This window comes from Mesorhizobium sp. M1423, from assembly GCF_040317575.1.
GTDB lineage: Bacteria > Pseudomonadota > Alphaproteobacteria > Rhizobiales > Rhizobiaceae > Mesorhizobium.
In genome coordinates, this window is the sequence record NZ_JAMYKU010000014.1 from 148,238 (window position 1) to 164,728 (window position 16,491).

At 63.5% G+C, this 16,491-nt stretch carries 15 protein-coding genes; 7 read left to right on the forward strand and 8 right to left on the reverse strand.

The features are described from left to right. The first annotated feature begins 148 nt into the window (after window positions 1-148). Complete coding sequence (locus NKG95_RS18965) at window positions 149-364, forward strand: hypothetical protein (protein ID WP_023718376.1); 216 nt, start codon at window positions 149-151, stop codon at window positions 362-364. Beyond that, window positions 361-1,338, forward strand: a complete 978-nt coding sequence (locus tag NKG95_RS18970) for a DMT family transporter (protein ID WP_502899437.1) — start codon at window positions 361-363, stop codon at window positions 1,336-1,338. The genes NKG95_RS18965 and NKG95_RS18970 overlap by 4 nt, the downstream gene beginning before the upstream one ends. Here NKG95_RS18970 and NKG95_RS18975 read toward each other — a convergent pair whose 3' ends face one another. The 3 genes from NKG95_RS18975 to NKG95_RS18985 form a co-directional block, all read right to left on the reverse strand. Next, window positions 1,339-2,157, reverse strand: a complete 819-nt coding sequence (locus tag NKG95_RS18975; protein WP_353041908.1) for a helix-turn-helix domain-containing protein — start codon at window positions 2,155-2,157, stop codon at window positions 1,339-1,341. It abuts the gene before it with no gap. 105 nt (window positions 2,158-2,262) lie between these two features. Next, window positions 2,263-3,144 carry a uracil-DNA glycosylase gene (locus tag NKG95_RS18980; RefSeq protein ID WP_353041910.1) on the reverse strand — a complete coding sequence of 294 codons (882 nt, stop codon included), beginning with the start codon at window positions 3,142-3,144 and terminating at the stop codon, window positions 2,263-2,265. Between the two features lie 37 nt (window positions 3,145-3,181). After that, window positions 3,182-3,826 (reverse strand): hypothetical protein, encoded by a 645-nt coding sequence (locus NKG95_RS18985; RefSeq protein ID WP_023718372.1) that lies wholly within the window; start codon window positions 3,824-3,826, stop codon window positions 3,182-3,184. Between the two features lie 239 nt (window positions 3,827-4,065). Between NKG95_RS18985 and NKG95_RS18990 the strand changes: the two genes are divergently transcribed. After that, window positions 4,066-5,745, forward strand: a complete 1,680-nt coding sequence (locus NKG95_RS18990) for an electron transfer flavoprotein-ubiquinone oxidoreductase (protein ID WP_353041912.1) — start codon at window positions 4,066-4,068, stop codon at window positions 5,743-5,745. A gap of 110 nt (window positions 5,746-5,855) precedes the next feature. Continuing rightward, complete coding sequence (locus NKG95_RS18995) at window positions 5,856-6,452, forward strand: DUF922 domain-containing protein (RefSeq protein WP_352856751.1); 597 nt, start codon at window positions 5,856-5,858, stop codon at window positions 6,450-6,452. Window positions 6,453-6,484: 32 nt separating this feature from the next. Here the strand turns inward: NKG95_RS18995 and NKG95_RS19000 are convergent, their stop codons facing one another. The 4 genes from NKG95_RS19000 to NKG95_RS19015 form a co-directional block, all read right to left on the reverse strand. After that, complete coding sequence (locus tag NKG95_RS19000) at window positions 6,485-7,522, reverse strand: endonuclease/exonuclease/phosphatase family protein (protein WP_352494831.1); 1,038 nt, start codon at window positions 7,520-7,522, stop codon at window positions 6,485-6,487. Between the two features lie 79 nt (window positions 7,523-7,601). After that, on the reverse strand, window positions 7,602-9,104 hold the full coding sequence (locus tag NKG95_RS19005; protein ID WP_352494832.1) for an AMP nucleosidase: 1,503 nt from the start codon (window positions 9,102-9,104) through the stop codon (window positions 7,602-7,604). 83 nt (window positions 9,105-9,187) lie between these two features. Then, a complete protein-coding gene (locus NKG95_RS19010) occupies window positions 9,188-9,382 on the reverse strand; it encodes a hypothetical protein (RefSeq protein ID WP_352494833.1) in 195 nt (64 codons plus the stop codon). Window positions 9,383-9,413: 31 nt separating this feature from the next. Continuing rightward, window positions 9,414-9,566 carry a hypothetical protein gene (locus NKG95_RS19015; RefSeq protein ID WP_353041914.1) on the reverse strand — a complete coding sequence of 51 codons (153 nt, stop codon included), beginning with the start codon at window positions 9,564-9,566 and terminating at the stop codon, window positions 9,414-9,416. 532 nt (window positions 9,567-10,098) lie between these two features. Here NKG95_RS19015 and NKG95_RS19020 point away from each other — a divergent pair. Then, on the forward strand, window positions 10,099-14,535 hold the full coding sequence (locus NKG95_RS19020) for an autotransporter domain-containing protein (protein WP_353041916.1): 4,437 nt from the start codon (window positions 10,099-10,101) through the stop codon (window positions 14,533-14,535). Between the two features lie 90 nt (window positions 14,536-14,625). Beyond that, window positions 14,626-15,105 (forward strand): invasion associated locus B family protein, encoded by a 480-nt coding sequence (locus NKG95_RS19025; RefSeq protein WP_353041942.1) that lies wholly within the window; start codon window positions 14,626-14,628, stop codon window positions 15,103-15,105. A 118-nt stretch (window positions 15,106-15,223) separates the two neighbouring features. Here NKG95_RS19025 and NKG95_RS19030 read toward each other — a convergent pair whose 3' ends face one another. Next, the gene (locus tag NKG95_RS19030; protein WP_353041918.1) at window positions 15,224-15,568 is read right to left on the reverse strand and encodes a DUF2147 domain-containing protein; all 345 of its coding nucleotides are present in this window, start codon (window positions 15,566-15,568) and stop codon (window positions 15,224-15,226) included. Window positions 15,569-16,026: 458 nt separating this feature from the next. Here NKG95_RS19030 and NKG95_RS19035 point away from each other — a divergent pair, with 458 nt between their 5' ends. Then, a complete protein-coding gene (locus NKG95_RS19035; RefSeq protein WP_010915070.1) occupies window positions 16,027-16,293 on the forward strand; it encodes an SEL1-like repeat protein in 267 nt (88 codons plus the stop codon). Window positions 16,294-16,491 lie beyond the last annotated feature (198 nt).

Sequence of the window (16,491 nt, forward strand, 5' to 3'; positions counted from 1 at the left end):
ATTTTTCCTGTCGATCCGGGAGTGGCGGGCGGGTCCGCTGGTCCAAATAAATTGAAGTCTGCGCTCTTTACACGAAACACTCCCTCGACAAAACTGCAGCGACGTCTATTTCAGGCGATCATTTCCCAAGCATCATCGCGAGGCTTCCATGACCGTCGTCACGCCGAAATTCGGGATGGGCGCCTCGGTGCTGCGTCGCGAGGCCTTCAAGGGCGCCGGGGAGGCGAGTACGATCGGGTCGACGCGTGCCGCGCTCAATGAGGTGACCGACGCTCTCTATAGCGCCTACGGCATCAGACATATCGACATGCCCGCAACGCCGGCGCGCATCTTGGCGGCGATCCAGGAAGCAAAAGGGGCGTGACAGCCGAACGGGACTTGCCAGTGCTTGCTGCCGGCGACCACGCCGGCGAACACAGCACGCTAACCGGGATCGTGCTCAAGATCGTATCGGTGGCGGTCTTCGTCGGCATGTCGTCCTGCATCAAGGCGGCAGGCACGGTGCCGGCGGGCCAGATCGTCTTTTTCCGCTCCTTCTTTGCCATCTTTCCGATCATCGCCTTCCTCGCCTTCCAGGGGAAACTCGGCACCGCCTTTTCGACAAAGCGCCCGCTCAACCACATTGCGCGCGGTGTTGTCGGGGTTTGCGCCATGGGGCTCGGCTTCTTCGCGCTGACGCGGCTGCCGCTGCCCGAGGCGATTACGCTGAACTACGCGCAGCCGCTGCTGGTCGTGGTGTTCAGTTCGATCTTCCTCGGCGAAGCCATCCGCATCTATCGCTGGAGCGCGGTTGCCGTCGGCCTGGTCGGGGTGCTGATCATCTCGTGGCCGGAACTGACGCTGCTGGGCTCGGGCGCTGCCCTTGGCGACCAGGAGGTGCTCGGCGTCATCGCCGCCCTCATGGCCGCGGCGATCTCGGCCATCGCCATGCTCCTGGTGCGCAACCTCGTCCAGAGCGAGCGGACGGCGACCATCGTGCTGTGGTTCTCTGTGACGGCGAGCGTCATGGCGCTGCTTTCGCTGCCATTCGGCTGGCAGGCGCTGACGCCAGTGCAGGCGGGGCTTCTGATTGCCGCGGGTTTTTGCGGCGGGCTCGGCCAGATCCTGATGACCTCGGCCTATCGCCATGCCGAAGCTTCGGTCGTCGCACCGTTCGAATACACCTCGATGATCCTCGGCGTCGTGGTCGGCTATCTGGTCTTTGGCGACGTCGCCACGATCAACATGCTGGTCGGCGGCATTATCGTCGTCGCAGCGGGCATTTTCATCATCTGGCGTGAGCGCCAGCTCGGCCTCGAACGCACCCGCACGCGCAAGGCGATCGCGCCACAGGGGTGATCAGCCTTTCGCCGCGTCGGCCCGCCCTTTCGCCAGCCGCACCAGCACCGCCCGCGTCTGCTCGTCGGCCGGGAAAAAGGATTCGATCGCCAGCTCCGACAACGTCACGTCGAGCGGCGTGCCGAATACGGTGATGGTGCTGATGAACGACAGCATCGCGTCGCCATGGGCAAGCTTGAGCGGATGGACAATCGCATTCGGTTCGGCCGGCGCCGGCCGGCTGCCTTTGAGGCCGGACGGATAGGCCCGAAGCTCGCGCTCGAGCTCGACCAGCACCGGATCGGCGGTAGCATCGTTCTGCTGCTTCAGCCGCTCCAGAAGATGCGTCCGCCATTCCGCAAGGTTGACGATGCGCGGCGCGATGCCGCCGGGATGCAGGCTGAGGCGCAGCACGTTGACCGGCGGCGTCAGCAATGAGGCATCGGCGACATTGGCGAGGAACGGGCCTATGGCGGCGTTCGCCGACACCAGGTTCCAGTGCCGGTCGACGGCAAGCGCCGGGAACGGCTCGTGCGCCTTGAGCACGGTCTCGACCGCCGCCATCGCCGGCGCCATCGAGGCATCGTCAAGCGGCCGCTCACTGAAGCTCGGGGCAAAGCCGGCGGCCAGCAGCAGCTGGTTGCGCTGCCTGAGCGGGATCGAAAGCTGCTCGGCCAGATGCAGCACCATATCGCGCGAGGGTGCGGCGCGGCCGCTTTCGACGAAGCTCAGATGCCGCTGCGAGATCTCGGCCTCCATGGCGAGGTCGAGCTGGCTCATGCGCCGGCGTGTACGCCATTCGCGAATGAGACTGCCGGCGGAAATCTGGACTGCTGTCATGACGAGATGACTAGGCGGGTGGGAGAGGGATTTCAATTACCTGGGAAGTCATCGGCACTGTCTTTCCCTTCTCCACCACAGAGAGAAGGAAGAGGCGCGCGAACCTCAACTCAGCGCCCGCAACTTCGCCTTCACTTCGAGGAAATCCCGCCACGCCAGCTTCTTGTGCGCCGGCGTCCTCAGGAGATAGGCCGGATGCAGGGTCGGCATGGCGGGAATTGCGACGCCGGATGGGGTCGTGTGGACGCGCCAGTTGCCGCGCAGCCGCAATATGCCTTCGGAGGTGTTGAGCAGGGTCTTTGCCGACGGGCCGCCGAGATTGACCAGCACTTTCGGAGCAACCAACTCGATCTGCCGTTCGATGAACGGCCGGCATATCTCGGTCTCGTGCGGCGTCGGCGTGCGATTGCCCGGTGGCCGCCAGGGAATGACATTGGCGATGTAGACTGAATTTCGATCAAGACCGATCGCGGCCAGGATGTGGTCGAGCAGCCGGCCAGAGCGGCCGACGAACGGCAGGCCCTCTATGTCCTCGTCGCGGCCCGGCGCTTCGCCGACCAGCATCACCTCGGCAGTCGGATTGCCGTCGGCGAACACCAGGTTCTTGGCCGTGAATTTGAGATTGCAGCCGTCGAATGCCGCCATGTGCTGGCGAAGCTCGTCGAGGTTTGCCGCCGACCTCGCCAGTTGGCGCGCCAACGCCGCCTGCGCCTCGTCGGGCACCGTTGCGGTGGCCGGAGGCGTTCGCACTGCCGGTGCCGTGTTCGGTCTCTCGCCCATTTCGGCGCGCGACACGCTCGTCGAGCGTTGCGGCGCCGCATTTTCACCGGCCGGCAGAGCGGCCGCCGCGGGTACCCGCTCCGGCGGCCTGGCTTCTGCAAACCTGTTTACCGGCTGTTCTTCAAGTGCCTCATCGACGCCAGCGCTGGCGTAGAAGGCCAGCAGCTCGGCGAGATCGGCTCGGTTATTGTGGGGGGCGGCAGTCATGGTTTCACATTCGGCCGCGGAGCTTGAATTTGCAAGTTCAGCTCGACGGTATGCGCGGATCCTGCACCAGATAGAACGTCCAGCGCGGCGTGTAGTCGGTGATCAGGAAATAGAAGCTGGCGGTCTTCAGCGGGTCGATCTTGCCGTTCTTGAACAGCAGGCGGTCATACGGTTCGAAATTGCGGTCGAAATCGGCGTAGCTGCTCGACCAGATATTTTCGGGCGTTTTGTTGCGCTGGTCGAACGACAGGCCGTCGCCGAACACGCTCGGCTGGTCGAGGATCTCCTGGAGTTCGAACTGGAACTCGACCCAGGCCTGGCCGCTATTGTTGAGCACGTCGATGCGCATGTACATCAGCCCATTGGCGAAGTCTCCAGCCTTGCCGAACGGCTGGATCGGCTTGGTCGTGCGAATGGCTAGCGTTACCGGCGTCGCTGAATTCAGCTCTTCGGTGATGACGAGCGGATCCTCCTTCGTGCCGACGCCCGAAGCCCCGGTGATGCGGAAGCCGCCGCGCTCGTCGGAAAAGGAGTAGGCGCCGGTCGCCCAGACCAGTCGTGGGTCGGCGCGGGCATCAACGGCCGCCAGCGGCAGAAGCGCCAAGAACGCCGCACGGCAAATCCGGCCGGGCGTGAAAAAAAAGCGCGTCGATGAAAAGCCAGCCGGCCCGAATATGCGCATGGCGGGAAGTATGGCCGATAAGCAAGCCGTCGAACAATTAAAAACATCAGTGCGACATATCTCTACAAACGGAATAGGATTGAAGATTGGTGCTCGCCACCGCGAATCTGTGCGGCAGGACGCGACTTTTTGACGAAATTGGTATTGTCACGTCCGCGCCGGTTTCCCGTCGCTATTTGATGCGCTATGCAGCGCGTGAGCCAGCAAGATGCCGGGAATAGCGAGCCAGTGAGGGGTCGATGAGCGATATCGAACGCGAAAGCATGGAATTCGACGTGGTCATCGTCGGCGCCGGCCCGGCCGGCCTCGCCGCCGCGATCCGTCTCAAGCAGGTCAATCCCGAGCTTTCCGTCGTCGTGCTGGAAAAGGGCGGCGAAGTCGGCGCGCACATCCTGTCCGGCGCCGTCGTCGATCCGATCGGCATCGACCGGCTGTTGCCGGGTTGGCGCGAAGAGGAGGGTCATCCCTTCAGGACACCGGTCACCGACGACCATTTCTTGGTTCTCGGCCCCGCCGGTTCGTTCCGTCTGCCCAATATCCTGATGCCGCCGCTGATGAACAATCACGGCAACTATGTCGTCTCGCTCGGCAATGTCTGCCGCTGGCTGGCGACAAAGGCCGAGGCGCTGGGCGTCGAGATCTATCCGGGCTTTGCCGCGGTCGGCCTGCTCTACAACGAGGCCGGTGCGGTCACCGGCGTCGTCACCGGCGACATGGGCGTCGAGAAGGACGGCACGCACGGCCCGGGCTTTGCGCCGGGCATGGCGCTGATGGGCAAATATGTCTTGATCGGCGAGGGCGCGCGCGGCTCGCTAGCCAAGCAGCTGATCGCCAAATACCATCTTTCCAATGGCCGCGAGCCCGGAAAATACGGCATCGGCCTCAAGGAACTCTGGCAGGTCAAACCGGAAAACCACCGGCCGGGCCTTGTCCAGCATTCCTTCGGCTGGCCGCTCGACATGAAGACCGGCGGCGGCTCCTTTCTCTACCATCTCGAGGACAACCAGGTGGCAGTCGGCTTCGTCGTTCACCTGAACTACAAGAACCCCTATCTGTCGCCCTTTGACGAGTTCCAGCGCTTCAAGACCCATCCGGCGATCCGCGGCACCTTCGAGGGCGCCAAGCGGCTGGGCTATGGTGCCCGCGCCATCACCGAAGGTGGCTGGCAGTCGGTGCCGAAACTGTCCTTCCCCGGCGGTGCGCTGATCGGCTGCGCGGCCGGCTTCGTCAACGTGCCGCGCATCAAGGGCTCGCACAATGCCGTGCTCTCCGGAATGCTGGCCGCCGAGCATGTCTGTGATGCGATAGCCGCCGGCCGGGCCAATGACGAGCTGGCCTCCTACGAGGCCGCCTGGCGCGCCACCGACATCGGCAAGGATCTGAAGAAAGTGCGCAACGTCAAGCCGCTATGGTCGCGCTTCGGCACCATTGTCGGCGTCGGTCTTGGCGGGCTCGACATGTGGCTGAACACGCTGTTCGGCTTCTCGCCCTTCGGCACGATGAAGCACGGCAAGGCCGACTACGCGACGCTGGAACCGGCCGCCGCGCACCAGAAGATCGCCTATCCGAAGCCGGACGGGGTGCTGACCTTCGACCGGCTGTCGTCGGTGTTCCTGTCCAACACCAACCACGAGGAAAACGAGCCGGTGCATCTGCTCGTCGCCGACATGGACCTGCAGAAGCGCTCCGAACATGACGTCTATGCCGGGCCCTCGACGCGTTACTGCCCGGCCAGCGTCTACGAATGGGTCGACAAGGACGGCAATGCCGCCGCCGATCCTGCGGCCAAGGATGTGCGCTTCGTCATCAACGCGCAGAACTGTGTGCACTGCAAGACTTGCGATATCAAGGACCCGAACCAGAACATAAATTGGGTGCCGCCACAGGGCGGCGAGGGCCCGGTCTACCAGAACATGTAAGTCACAAGGTTTGCTCCGGACCAAACAAGATGAGGAGCAGCGCAACCATAGGATTGTTGAATAGACCGCCTGCCTGTGTTTCCTTTCTGTGACGACAGGGAGGAAGGAAAATGCGTCTGGCAGTTCTGACGAGCGCTGTGGCGATCGGGGCGTTGTGCACCCCTTTAGCCTTGGCCGACACTAAAGTATTGGTCAAGACACGAACTTATAACATTGCCGGAACCACCGGCGCGGCCCTGATCGAGGCCATGGATCGCAGTGGGCCGAAGCACGGCTTCATGACCCACGCCATCGCGCAGACCGGCTACAGCGTCGATGATTGGACCTTCGACGCCTATACGGAAAACGGCGTCTGCCGCCTGCGCCAGGCCAACGGGACGCTCAATCTCTTCTATACCTATCCCAAACTGGCCTCAGCCACGTCGCCGGCACTGCAGAAGCGGTGGAAGCGGTTCTTCGCTGGCGTCCGCGCCCATGAAGAGACCCATGGCCGCATCGCCAGACAGATGATGCGGGCCACCGAAAAGTCGGTTCGAGGGTTGACAGTCGATGATGACCCGCACTGTTTCGAGGCACGTCGCGAGGCAAAGCGCCGGATCAATGCCATCTATGCCGAATATGAAGCAAAGCAGAAGGCCTTCGATGCGCGCGAGCATCGCGACGGCGGCCCCGTCGAGCACCTCATCCGCGCTTTTGTGGGCCAATAATAAGCCAAGGGTAGAGATTGGACTGCGGATTTTCAGCTTCGGGCCCCGCCAGGCAGCGCCGCAAATGCGGTCGCCGTCTGGTGCTCGTCGAGCGGCTCTTGTCCACCCGAGCGCAGCGAAAATTCCACCAGCACCGGCAGATGGTCTGAGCCGGTGTCCCCAAGGGTCGACGCCGAACGGATGGCGATAGCGCCCTTGCTGAAAACCTGGTCGATCGGCAGTCCGGCGAAGCGCAGGAAATCCGGCAGCTTTCTGTAGAGCCAGGTCGGCCCGACCGATGGCATTACAGTCAGCTTGCCAAGCGATGCGACGCGCCGGACAGCGGCGCTCCATGGCGCTGCGTTGCAGTCGCCCGCCAGGATCGACGTCTCGCCAAGCGAGACGATTTCGTTCGACAGTCCGTCAATCTGCCGTGATTGGTTGTGCGGCCATGGCCAGGTGAGGTGGATGGCGGCGACATCGACGTCGGTTCCGCCGAAATCGACCGTAGCGATTGCCATCGCGCCGCGGCTGTCGCAGTGCGGCTCTGTGCCCGCGGCAAACGGTCGTCTGGACAGCAGCGCAACGCCGAACACGCCATTGGGATACGGGCAGAGGATCCGGTAGGGATAAGCGCCGGACAGCAGCCCAAGCTTTGCCTTCCACATTTCGGACACCTCATCGAGGGTGATCACATCAGGCTGGGTCCGGCCGATCAGCGACAGCACCTTCTCAGGCGTTGGATTGTTGAACCTGAGGTTCATCTGCAGCAGGCGGTAGACCGCCTCGCCGCCGGGCCTGGCGTCGTAGGCGGCCTGCACCTGCCATAGCCGCGAAAGCGGCAAGGCATTCGACGTGGTGGCAAAGGCGGCCACCGCAAACAGCAATCCGGCGGCGGCCTGCAGGCGAAACGAGGTGGCGAGCAGCGGCAGCGCGCAAAGCGCCATCAAGAAGGCAAAATGAACGCGGAAATGAGCAAAAGAATCGAAGGCCGGATGCAGCGATCCGAAGAACCCGGCCACCAGCGCGACCGAGAGTGCAAGCATTGCGACGAACGCCAGCGCAACCGTCATGTCTCGAACACGTGCCATCGCTTTGTCTATCGGCAGAAATGCGGCTCAATCAAGATGACGAAACGTCCTGCCGTGGACCGACACATGCGATCGGCAGCTACTGGAAGGCAGTTTCCGAAAAGCTCCTGAGCTTGCGCGAATGCAGCCGCTCCATCGGCATTTCGGCCAGCTTCTCCATCGCCCTGATGCCGATGGTCAAATGCTGCGCCACTTGCCGCTTGTAGAATTCGGTCGCCATGCCAGGCAGCTTCAATTCGCCATGCAGGGGCTTGTCGGAGACGCAAAGCAGCGTGCCATAGGGCACCCGGAAGCGAAAGCCGTTGGCGGCGATCGTCGCCGATTCCATATCGAGCGCGATCGCCCGCGACTGCGACAGCCGCTGCACCGGCCCGCGCTGGTCGCGCAACTCCCAATTGCGGTTGTCGATGGTGGCGACGGTGCCGGTGCGCATGATGCGCTTGAGGTCGTAGCCGGAAAGCCCGGTGACCTCGGCGACCGCTTCCTGCAGCGCCACCTGGATTTCAGCCAACGGCGGAATCGGCACCCAGACCGGAAGGTCGTCGTCGAGGACATGGTCTTCCCGTACATACGCATGCGCCAGCACATAATCCCCCAGCGCCTGCGTGTTGCGCAGACCGGCGCAATGGCCGAGCATCACCCAGGCATGCGGCCGGAGCACCGCGATATGGTCGGTGATCGTCTTGGCGTTGGAAGGGCCAACGCCAATATTGACCATGGTGATGCCGCCATGGTTCGGCTTCTTCAGATGATAGGCCGGCATCTGCGGCAGGCGAGGCGGCGCGGCACCCTCACCGGGCGCGCTGTCCCCGACTTTGGTCACAATATTGCCCGGCTCGACGAACTCGACGTATCCGTCACCGCCATTGGCCATCAAATCGCGTGCACGGGCGACGAATTCGTCGATATAGAACTGGTAGTTGGTGAACAGCACGAAGTTCTGGAAATGCTGGGGACTGGTCGCGGTGTAATGCGACATCCGATGCAGCGAATAGTCGATCCGTTGCGCGGTGAACGGTGCCAGCGGCCGTGCCTCGCCCAATGCCACTTCGAACGTGCCGTTGGCGATCTGGTCGTCGGTGCCGTCGAGATCCGGCACGTCGAACAGGTCACGGATCGGCCGTTTAATGCGCTCGGCAGCAGTGCCGTCGACATGCGTGCCTTCGAGAAAGGCGAAATGCAGCGGGATGGGAGTGGTCGATTCCGAAACCGTGACCGGAACGCCGTGGTTGCGCATGATCAGCCGAAGCTGTTCGGTGAGATAGCTTTCGAAAAGGGCAGGCTGGGTGACGGTGGTCGAGAAATGCCCCGGCGTCGGCATGTGGCCATAGGCCTGCCGCGAGTCGATCTGGGTGAACGAACTCGTGGTGACGCCGATCTCCGGATAGAAGGCCCGGTAGCGTTTGTTGTTGTCGCCGCCCGCGGCGAGCGCGGCAAATGAATCGCGCAGGAACTTGGTATTGCGGTCGTAAAGCACCTGCAGGGCGGCGACCGCCTTCTTGGCGTCGTTGAAGCTCTGTCGGCCAAACGGCTCCGGCGTGACGACCGATTCAATGGCTTGGGGATAGATTCGCTTTTCCATGACCCAATATAGAGAGTTGGGCGCGCGGTTGGGAGGGGGTAAGGCGGTCTCAGAACGCTGTTGGGCGTTTTCTTTCCTGCGATTCAACCGCGCCGCAGGCTGACCAGCAGCACAAAGCCGAGACCGGACTTCCTCAGCGCAGGCGCCTCGATGGTCGAACCGGCATCGGCGCGCATCGTCGGCACGGCCAGAACCGGGGCCGCCAGAAGCATTAGGATGAGCGCCGTCCGCGGCAGAAGCCGAAGGGTCTTGAGGACGTTGGCGGTGAGGTGGGTCATGGCGTTGTTTTCTAGATTCTCGCGGTCGGGTTCAGTGGCGAAGCTGGTTCGGGCAACCGAGCCGGCAGGAAATGGCGACATCCCAGGAGCGGGCGGGACGGCCGGCTTCGGCGACAAGGACGGCGAACAACATGCCGAACAGGCTCATCAGCAGGCAGACGATGGTGAAGCGGCGGGCAAGCATTGCGTGGTGTCTCCCTCAACACGCACGACAATGCCTTGCCCCGGCTGAACCGGCTCTGATGCCGGCGTTCATCTGCGGTTCAAATTGATTGATGATGTTTGAGCGTAAGTCTTCGACGCTGTGGCGACGCCACCGCTGCAAGACTGTCGATGTGGCACGAGCACGAGGCCGACTGGCCCCGCCACACCTCTCGATGGGCAGGCGTTTGCCTGGGCCAGGAACGCGGCACCAATCGAGATATGCATCGTAAACGCGGTGTTCCACGCCACCGGAAAGCGGTGCGGAATCGGACACGGGAGGGTGCTGTCCTCCAGCCTGTGCTCTTTGATTCCTGGAAGTATGTTCGATTTTTTCCAATCGGTGTACCCGGTTGACATGCATCGAGGCTACCTACTACAAGTCGTAGACTTCGGCAGATTCGGAGTCGCATGAATTGGCTGCAGCGGGGGGCGGCTCCATGATGTGTACCCAGAATCCGGCTGATCTTTCGTCTTCGATTCCTGGACAGGCTACCAGGAGTGCCGGGAGGGTATTGCGCTCTCAGGTGAGCCGGCTTGCGCTGAGGTCCGCCATAGGCATCGCCGCCGCTGCGGGCGCGAGCCTGCTGACGCCGGGACAGGCCTGGGCGGATTGCCTTGTCGGCTTCAACACCGTTCAGTGCGATAATACTGTCACCACCGACACAATTTTTCCCACCAACCCGCCCGTTGACCGCCATTATGAGGGCGTGTTGCCCGTGCCGATCGTCGCCACCGTCGATCCGGGAACCACGGTCAGCGGGAATGGCCTTGCGCTTGTCAACACCGGCGCCGGCGGCGTTACCGTCACCAACAATGGCGGGATCAGCGTCGATGCCGGCAACACGCCGACGTCGGGCGGCACGGCTGCCCTGTCGATCCGCGCAGCCGGTGGCCCGATCACCTATACAGGTGGGAGCATCACCAACAACGGCAACGGCAACGCGTTCGATGCGGTGCAGACTGGCGGCGTCGGTTCAGTCAACATCAACGTCACCGGCGATGTCACCGCGGCGGCGGGCGAAGGCATTACCGTCCGCGATGTGACGACCAGCACCGGCATTTCGGTGGCCACGGCCAATGTCACCGCGCTAACCGCGGGTAAGGACGGCATCGACGCGCAGAGTCAGTCGCTGACCGGCAACCTCACAGAGGTTGCGAACGGCAACATCCAGGCGGGCAATGCCGGCATGGTGGCGGCGCTCCTTCAGGGTGCGGCGACCGGCAATATCAATGTCACCGCCAACGGGTCGATCGATGCGCGGTTCGGCATCGATGCCGAGAACTTCGGTAGTGGTTCGACCTCGGTCACCACGATCGGTCCGGTCAATGTGACGACCGGCAACGGCATCTTCGCGCTGTCGACCGGCGGTAACGTCATCGTGACCGCAGGCGATGTCACCGCGGTCAGCAACACCGCGATCATCGCGCAGCAGACCAAGGTCGCCGGTGCTGGCGTGGTGGACGTGACCGCGGGCAACGTGTCGGGCACGACGGGCATCGATGCGCATAACTTCGGCACGGGTGCGGTCGCTGTCGTCGCCAACGGCACGGTCACCGGCACTGCTGCCGAGGGCATCAAGGCGATCGGCAACGGTGCGGTGAGCGTGTCGGTCGCCGACACGGTCACCGGTGCGACGCGCGGCCTGAGCCTGATTGGCGGGACCGGCGGTTCGGGCAACATCTCGGTGACGGGCGCCGGCGGCTTTGTCGGCGGCACCGGCGACGCGGCCAATATCCTCAACAACGGTTCGGGCACGGTCACGGTCGACATCTCGGGCGCGAGCAGCTCGGCTGGCGGCGAGGGCATCTTCGTTCGCGATACGACGATCGGCGGCAATATCAGCATCACGACCGGCGCGGTGACGGCACTGACGGCGGGCAAGGACGGGATCGACGTCCAGGCGCAGTCGCTGACCGGCAACCTCACCGAGGTCGCCAACGGCAACATCCAGGCGGGCAATGCCGGCATGGTGGCGGCGCTCATCCAGGGTGCGGCGACCGGCAATATCAATGTCACCGCCAACGGGTCGATCGATGCGCGGTTCGGCATCGATGCCGAGAACTTCGGTAGTGGTTCGACCTCGGTCACCACGGTCGGTCCGGTCAATGTGACGACCGGCAACGGCATCTTCGCGCTGACGGCCGGCGGCAATGTCATCGTGAACGCGGGCGATGTCACGTCAACCGGCAATACGGCCATCATCGCCCAGCAGACCAAGGTCGCAGGTGCTGGCCTGCTTGGCGTAACCGCGGGCAATGTGTCGGGCACGACGGGCATCGATGCGCATAACTTCGGCACGGGCGACACCGGCATCGTTGCCAACGGCACGGTGACCGGCACTGCCGCCGAGGGCGTCAAGGTTATCGGCAACGCCGGTGTGTTCGTGTCGGTCGCCAACACGGTCACCGGTGCGACGCGCGGCCTGAGCCTGATTGGCGGGACCGGCGGTTCGGGCAACATCTCGGTGACGGGCGCCGGCGGCTTTGTCGGCGGCACCGGCGATGCGGCGAACATTCTCAACAACGGCAATGGCAACACCACCGTCAACATCTCGGGCGCGAGCAGCTCGGCTGGTGGCGAGGGCATCTTCGTTCGCGATACGGCGATCGGCGGCAATATCAGCATCACCACCGGCGCGGTGACGGCGCTGACGGCGGGCAAGGACGGGATCGACGTCCAGGCGCAGACGCTCACCGGCAACCTCACCGAGGTCGCCAACGGCAATATCCAGGCGGGCAATGCCGGCATGGTGGCGGCGATTATCCCGGGCGCGGCGACCGGCAACGTCGACGTGACCGCCAACGGCTCGATCAATGCCCGCTTCGGCATCGACGCCGAGAACTTCGGGTCGGGCTCGACCACGGTGACTGCTGTCGGCCCGGTCACCGTCACCAGCGGCAACGGCATCTTCGCGAGCTCGACCGGCGGCGCCGTCACGGTGACGGCGGGCGACGTGACCTCCACCGGCAACACGGCCATCGTCGCCCGGCAGAACAAGGCAGCTGGCGCGGGTGCGATCGATGTGACGGCGGGCAACGTCTCGGGCACGACCGGCATCTTCACGTCCAACGCCGGTACAGGTGTGACCACCATCACCGCGACCGGTACGGTCGAAGGCGACGTAGCCGCGATCGTCGCGCAATCGAACGCCGGCCATGCGATCGGCATCACTCTTTCCGGCGCGACGCATAACAGCGCCCTGACCGCGACAGCGCTGGCCATCACCACCTCCGGCGGCGCCACGACGCTCACCAATGGCGCCGCGCTGACCGGCCGGGTGGAGTTTGGCGACTTCGCCGACCTGGTGACCAACAATGCAACCTGGAGAACCGGCGGCACCAGCCTGTTCGGCGCCGGCATCGACAGCGTGGTGAACGCGGCCGGAGCATCGCTGGTCACCGCCGGCAATGGCGGGCTGCTCGAGACAACCACTTTCAGCGGCCTCGAATCCCTGTCGAATAACGGTCTGCTCACCATGCAGGACGGCGGCGCGGGCGACCGTACCTTGCTTTCCGGGGATGCGACGCTGGCGGCCGGCTCGACCTACGCCATCGACATCGACGCGGCGCTGCAGTCGGATCTGCTTCATGCCGCCGGTGCCGTGACGATCACCGGCTCGACGCTGTCGGTCAACGGGCTCGGCGGCCTGGTATTCGGTGCTCATTACACCGTGCTGACCGCCGATGGCGGGCTGACCGGCGAGTTCGGCTCGGTGACAGGCCTGCCCGGCAACACGGCCTTCCTGGGGATGGTGGACACCTACGATGCCAACAACGCCTATCTCGATGTGTTGAAAGTACGCGATTTCGCCGATGCCGGGCTGACGCGCAACCAGATCGCCACGGGTCAAGGGCTGGACAGCATTCCGGAATCGGGATCGCTGTTTAACGCCGTCGTCGCTTTGGCCACCGATGCCGAGGCGCGCAGCGCCTTCGACCAGCTGTCGGGCGAGGTCCATGCGTCGGCCAAGGGCATGCTGCTCAACGACAGCCAGTTCGTGCGCGACGCCGCCACCAACCGCATCCGCGCCGCCTTCGGCGATGCCGGCGCCGCCGCATTGCCGGTCATGGCCTATGGCGAGGGCGGGCCGGAGATGGTCGCCGCCGACACCGATCGCTTCGCGGTCTGGGGCCAGGCCTTCGGCTCGTGGGGCAAAAGCGATTCGGACGGCAACGCCGCCGCCTTCGACCGCTCGATCGGCGGCCTGCTGGCCGGCGCCGATACTCTGCTCGGCGGCTGGCGTGTCGGCCTGCTCGGCGGCTACAGCCGCTCGTCCTTCGACGCCGACGACCGCCAGTCCTCGGGCGATGCCGACAGCTATCATCTGGGCCTCTATGGCGGCACCAACTGGGGCGCCATCGCCTTCCGCAGCGGTGCCGCCTATAGCTGGAACAGCCTCTCGACAAAACGCTCCGTCGCCTTCGCCGGCTTCGCCGACCAGCTGACCGGCGACTACGACGCGTCCACCGCACAGGTGTTCGGCGAGCTGGCTTACAAGATCGATGCGGGCGGGGCTGATGCCGGGCGCTTCAAATTCGAGCCCTTCGCCAATCTCGCCTATGTCAGCGTGCATACAGACGGCTTCACCGAAAAGGGTGGTGGCGCGGCGCTGACCAGCGCCAGTTCGACCACGGACGCGACCTTCACCACGCTGGGGCTGCGCGCCTCGACCGATTTCGCGCTTGGCGGCATCAACACGACCGCGCGCGGCATGGTCGGCTGGCGCCACGCCTTTGGCGACGTCACGCCGGTTTCGAGCTTCGCCTTCGCCGGAGGCGACGCCTTCACCATCGCCGGAGTGCCGATTGCGCAGGACAGCGCGGTGATCGAGGCCGGCCTCGATCTGCAAATGTCGGCCAATGCCACGCTCGGCCTGTCCTATTCCGGGCAATTCGGCAGCGGCGTCGTCGACAATGGCGCCAAGGCAGATCTCCGCGTCAAATTCTGACAACGATAGACAAGAGGGTCGCCGGCAGTGCTCGTGACGTGGCGAAAAATATGCCCGACGCTAATAGCGGCTTTGATCGTCTCGGCGCCTGTGTCTGCGCCGGCCGAAGAGCCTGCGTCAACCCTGCCGGGAGGCGCGTCCTCTCTCCAGGAGACATATCAAGATTGGCGCCTCTCCTGCCAAAGTGCCGCGCCCCGGGCAATTTGCACCGTGTCCCAGCAACAGGCGCAGAAGAATGGCCAGCGCGTGCTTGCGATCGAATTGCACCGAAACGGCAAAGATACTCTCTCCGGCGATCTGGTTTTACCCTTCGGTTTGCTGCTGGATGCCGGTGCCACGCTTCAGATCGACGATGGGCAGCCACGCAAGCCCTTGCGTTTTTCCACCTGTTTGCCTGGCGGATGCATCGTGCCGCTCAGCTTCGATACCGCGATGATTGCGGCGCTGCGGGCCGGCACCGCTCTGCGGGTGAAGGCACAATCCACGGATGGCAAAGAATTCGCCTTGCCGATTTCGCTGAAAGGCTTGGCTGCCGCGCTCGACAGGCTGCAGGTTCTCGGCGGCGTTTGATCCCGAGCTCTTTTCGATACCCCTCTTATCTTCTTCGATAGGCGGTAAAGCCGACCGCGCGGTGAGCTGAACAGCGCACGGTCGTTACCGCACCGTGCGCGAGGCCCCGTCAGGACGATCAGAGTTTTCGCCAGGTCTGGCTCTTGCAGATCAGCCCGCCGAGCACGCAGCCGCTCATCTTGAGCGAACTGCCGGAAAGCGACGCCTTGCCCGAATAGGTCTTGTCGGTTTCCGGGTCGGTTATCGTGCCGGCATATTTGTTGTCGCCGGCCACCCTCAGTGAACCGATGTTCTTGCCGGCAAATTTGCCGGATTTGAGCGTAATCGAAAATGCCCCGCCGCCACCCGAAATGGCGGCAGTCGATCCGGCTTGCGTTTTCCAATTGCCTTCGATCGGATCGGCCCATGCCGCGCCGGTCATCATTATTGCGGCCGCGAGGGCCAGGCTCACTTGTCGAAACATGTCTCTCCTCCCTCAGGCAAGTCCAATCGGGCTCCGTCCCGGCTGTCTGCCCCTTACGCAAACGTAAGCTAGTCCAGCTCCCGGAAAAACAAAAGCGGTGCCGCGAGGGAAGGGTTGCGGGTTTTTGCCCGCTCCCGAACGGCCGCGCCGGTGAAAAATGAAACGGGCCGCACACGTCTTTATCTTCCGTGGTTAGCGGAGTCTTGATCCGTGCCTCGCAAGTTTTCTTCAAATTTTGTGCGAACCGGCGCGATTGCTGGCTTTGTATCCTTAACGAATTTTCGCGTTTACCTCTTGTTTTAGCTTTGTTTTCCTCAAATTAAGCACGCCATTTAACGACGGATTCAAGCCTCCGCGGCATTCTCGAAAGCATCGAAAGAGCGGCCGCCCCCGAAGGTAGTCAAGGACACCGAGGGACAGACGGAGACAGCTCTCGGGAGCCAGAACAGGGGATTGAAATGGCACGTTTTGAAATGCTTGAAGCCGGCTTCGGCGCCATGGGGGCAACTGCCCAGGCCGATATTCTTTTCGAGTTGGGCATGATGTATGCGACCGGCCGCGATTGCGAGACCGATGTCGTCGCCGCCCACAAATGGTTCAATATCGCCGCGATCAAGGGTTCGGCGCGCGCCGCGGAACTGCGCTCTGAATTGTCGGCCGCCATGTCGAAGGTCGAGATCGCCAAGGCGCTCCGCGAAGCCCGCGAATGGATGACGATGCACTGAATTCGTCAATGTCGACTTCACGGGGGTACTGAGTTCACGACAGGGACGCTTCGGGTCAAAGCCGCGCAGATGGCGGGGCCCGAAAAATCAAGGCCGCGCAAGACGGCTGGGCCAAGAAGATCAAGAACACGGCAGCGGCTGAGCAATAGACAGGGAAGGCGAGCGGGTCCTGGCGCGGCTGCGTTGGGAAGCTCATGA

Coding starts and splice junctions, on each gene's coding strand:
- NKG95_RS18965 (WP_023718376.1), top strand. CDS start 149: ATGACCGTCGTCACGCCGAAATTCGGGATGGGCGCCTCGGTGCTGCGT.
- NKG95_RS19000 (WP_352494831.1), bottom strand. CDS start 7,522: ATGGCACGTGTTCGAGACATGACGGTTGCGCTGGCGTTCGTCGCAATG.
- NKG95_RS19035 (WP_010915070.1), top strand. CDS start 16,027: ATGGCACGTTTTGAAATGCTTGAAGCCGGCTTCGGCGCCATGGGGGCA.
- NKG95_RS19015 (WP_353041914.1), bottom strand. CDS start 9,566: ATGCTTGCCCGCCGCTTCACCATCGTCTGCCTGCTGATGAGCCTGTTC.
- NKG95_RS18995 (WP_352856751.1), top strand. CDS start 5,856: ATGCGTCTGGCAGTTCTGACGAGCGCTGTGGCGATCGGGGCGTTGTGC.
- NKG95_RS19005 (WP_352494832.1), bottom strand. CDS start 9,104: ATGGAAAAGCGAATCTATCCCCAAGCCATTGAATCGGTCGTCACGCCG.
- NKG95_RS18985 (WP_023718372.1), bottom strand. CDS start 3,826: ATGCGCATATTCGGGCCGGCTGGCTTTTCATCGACGCGCTTTTTTTTC.
- NKG95_RS18975 (WP_353041908.1), bottom strand. CDS start 2,157: ATGACAGCAGTCCAGATTTCCGCCGGCAGTCTCATTCGCGAATGGCGT.
- NKG95_RS19010 (WP_352494833.1), bottom strand. CDS start 9,382: ATGACCCACCTCACCGCCAACGTCCTCAAGACCCTTCGGCTTCTGCCG.
- NKG95_RS18990 (WP_353041912.1), top strand. CDS start 4,066: ATGAGCGATATCGAACGCGAAAGCATGGAATTCGACGTGGTCATCGTC.
- NKG95_RS19030 (WP_353041918.1), bottom strand. CDS start 15,568: ATGTTTCGACAAGTGAGCCTGGCCCTCGCGGCCGCAATAATGATGACC.
- NKG95_RS18980 (WP_353041910.1), bottom strand. CDS start 3,144: ATGACTGCCGCCCCCCACAATAACCGAGCCGATCTCGCCGAGCTGCTG.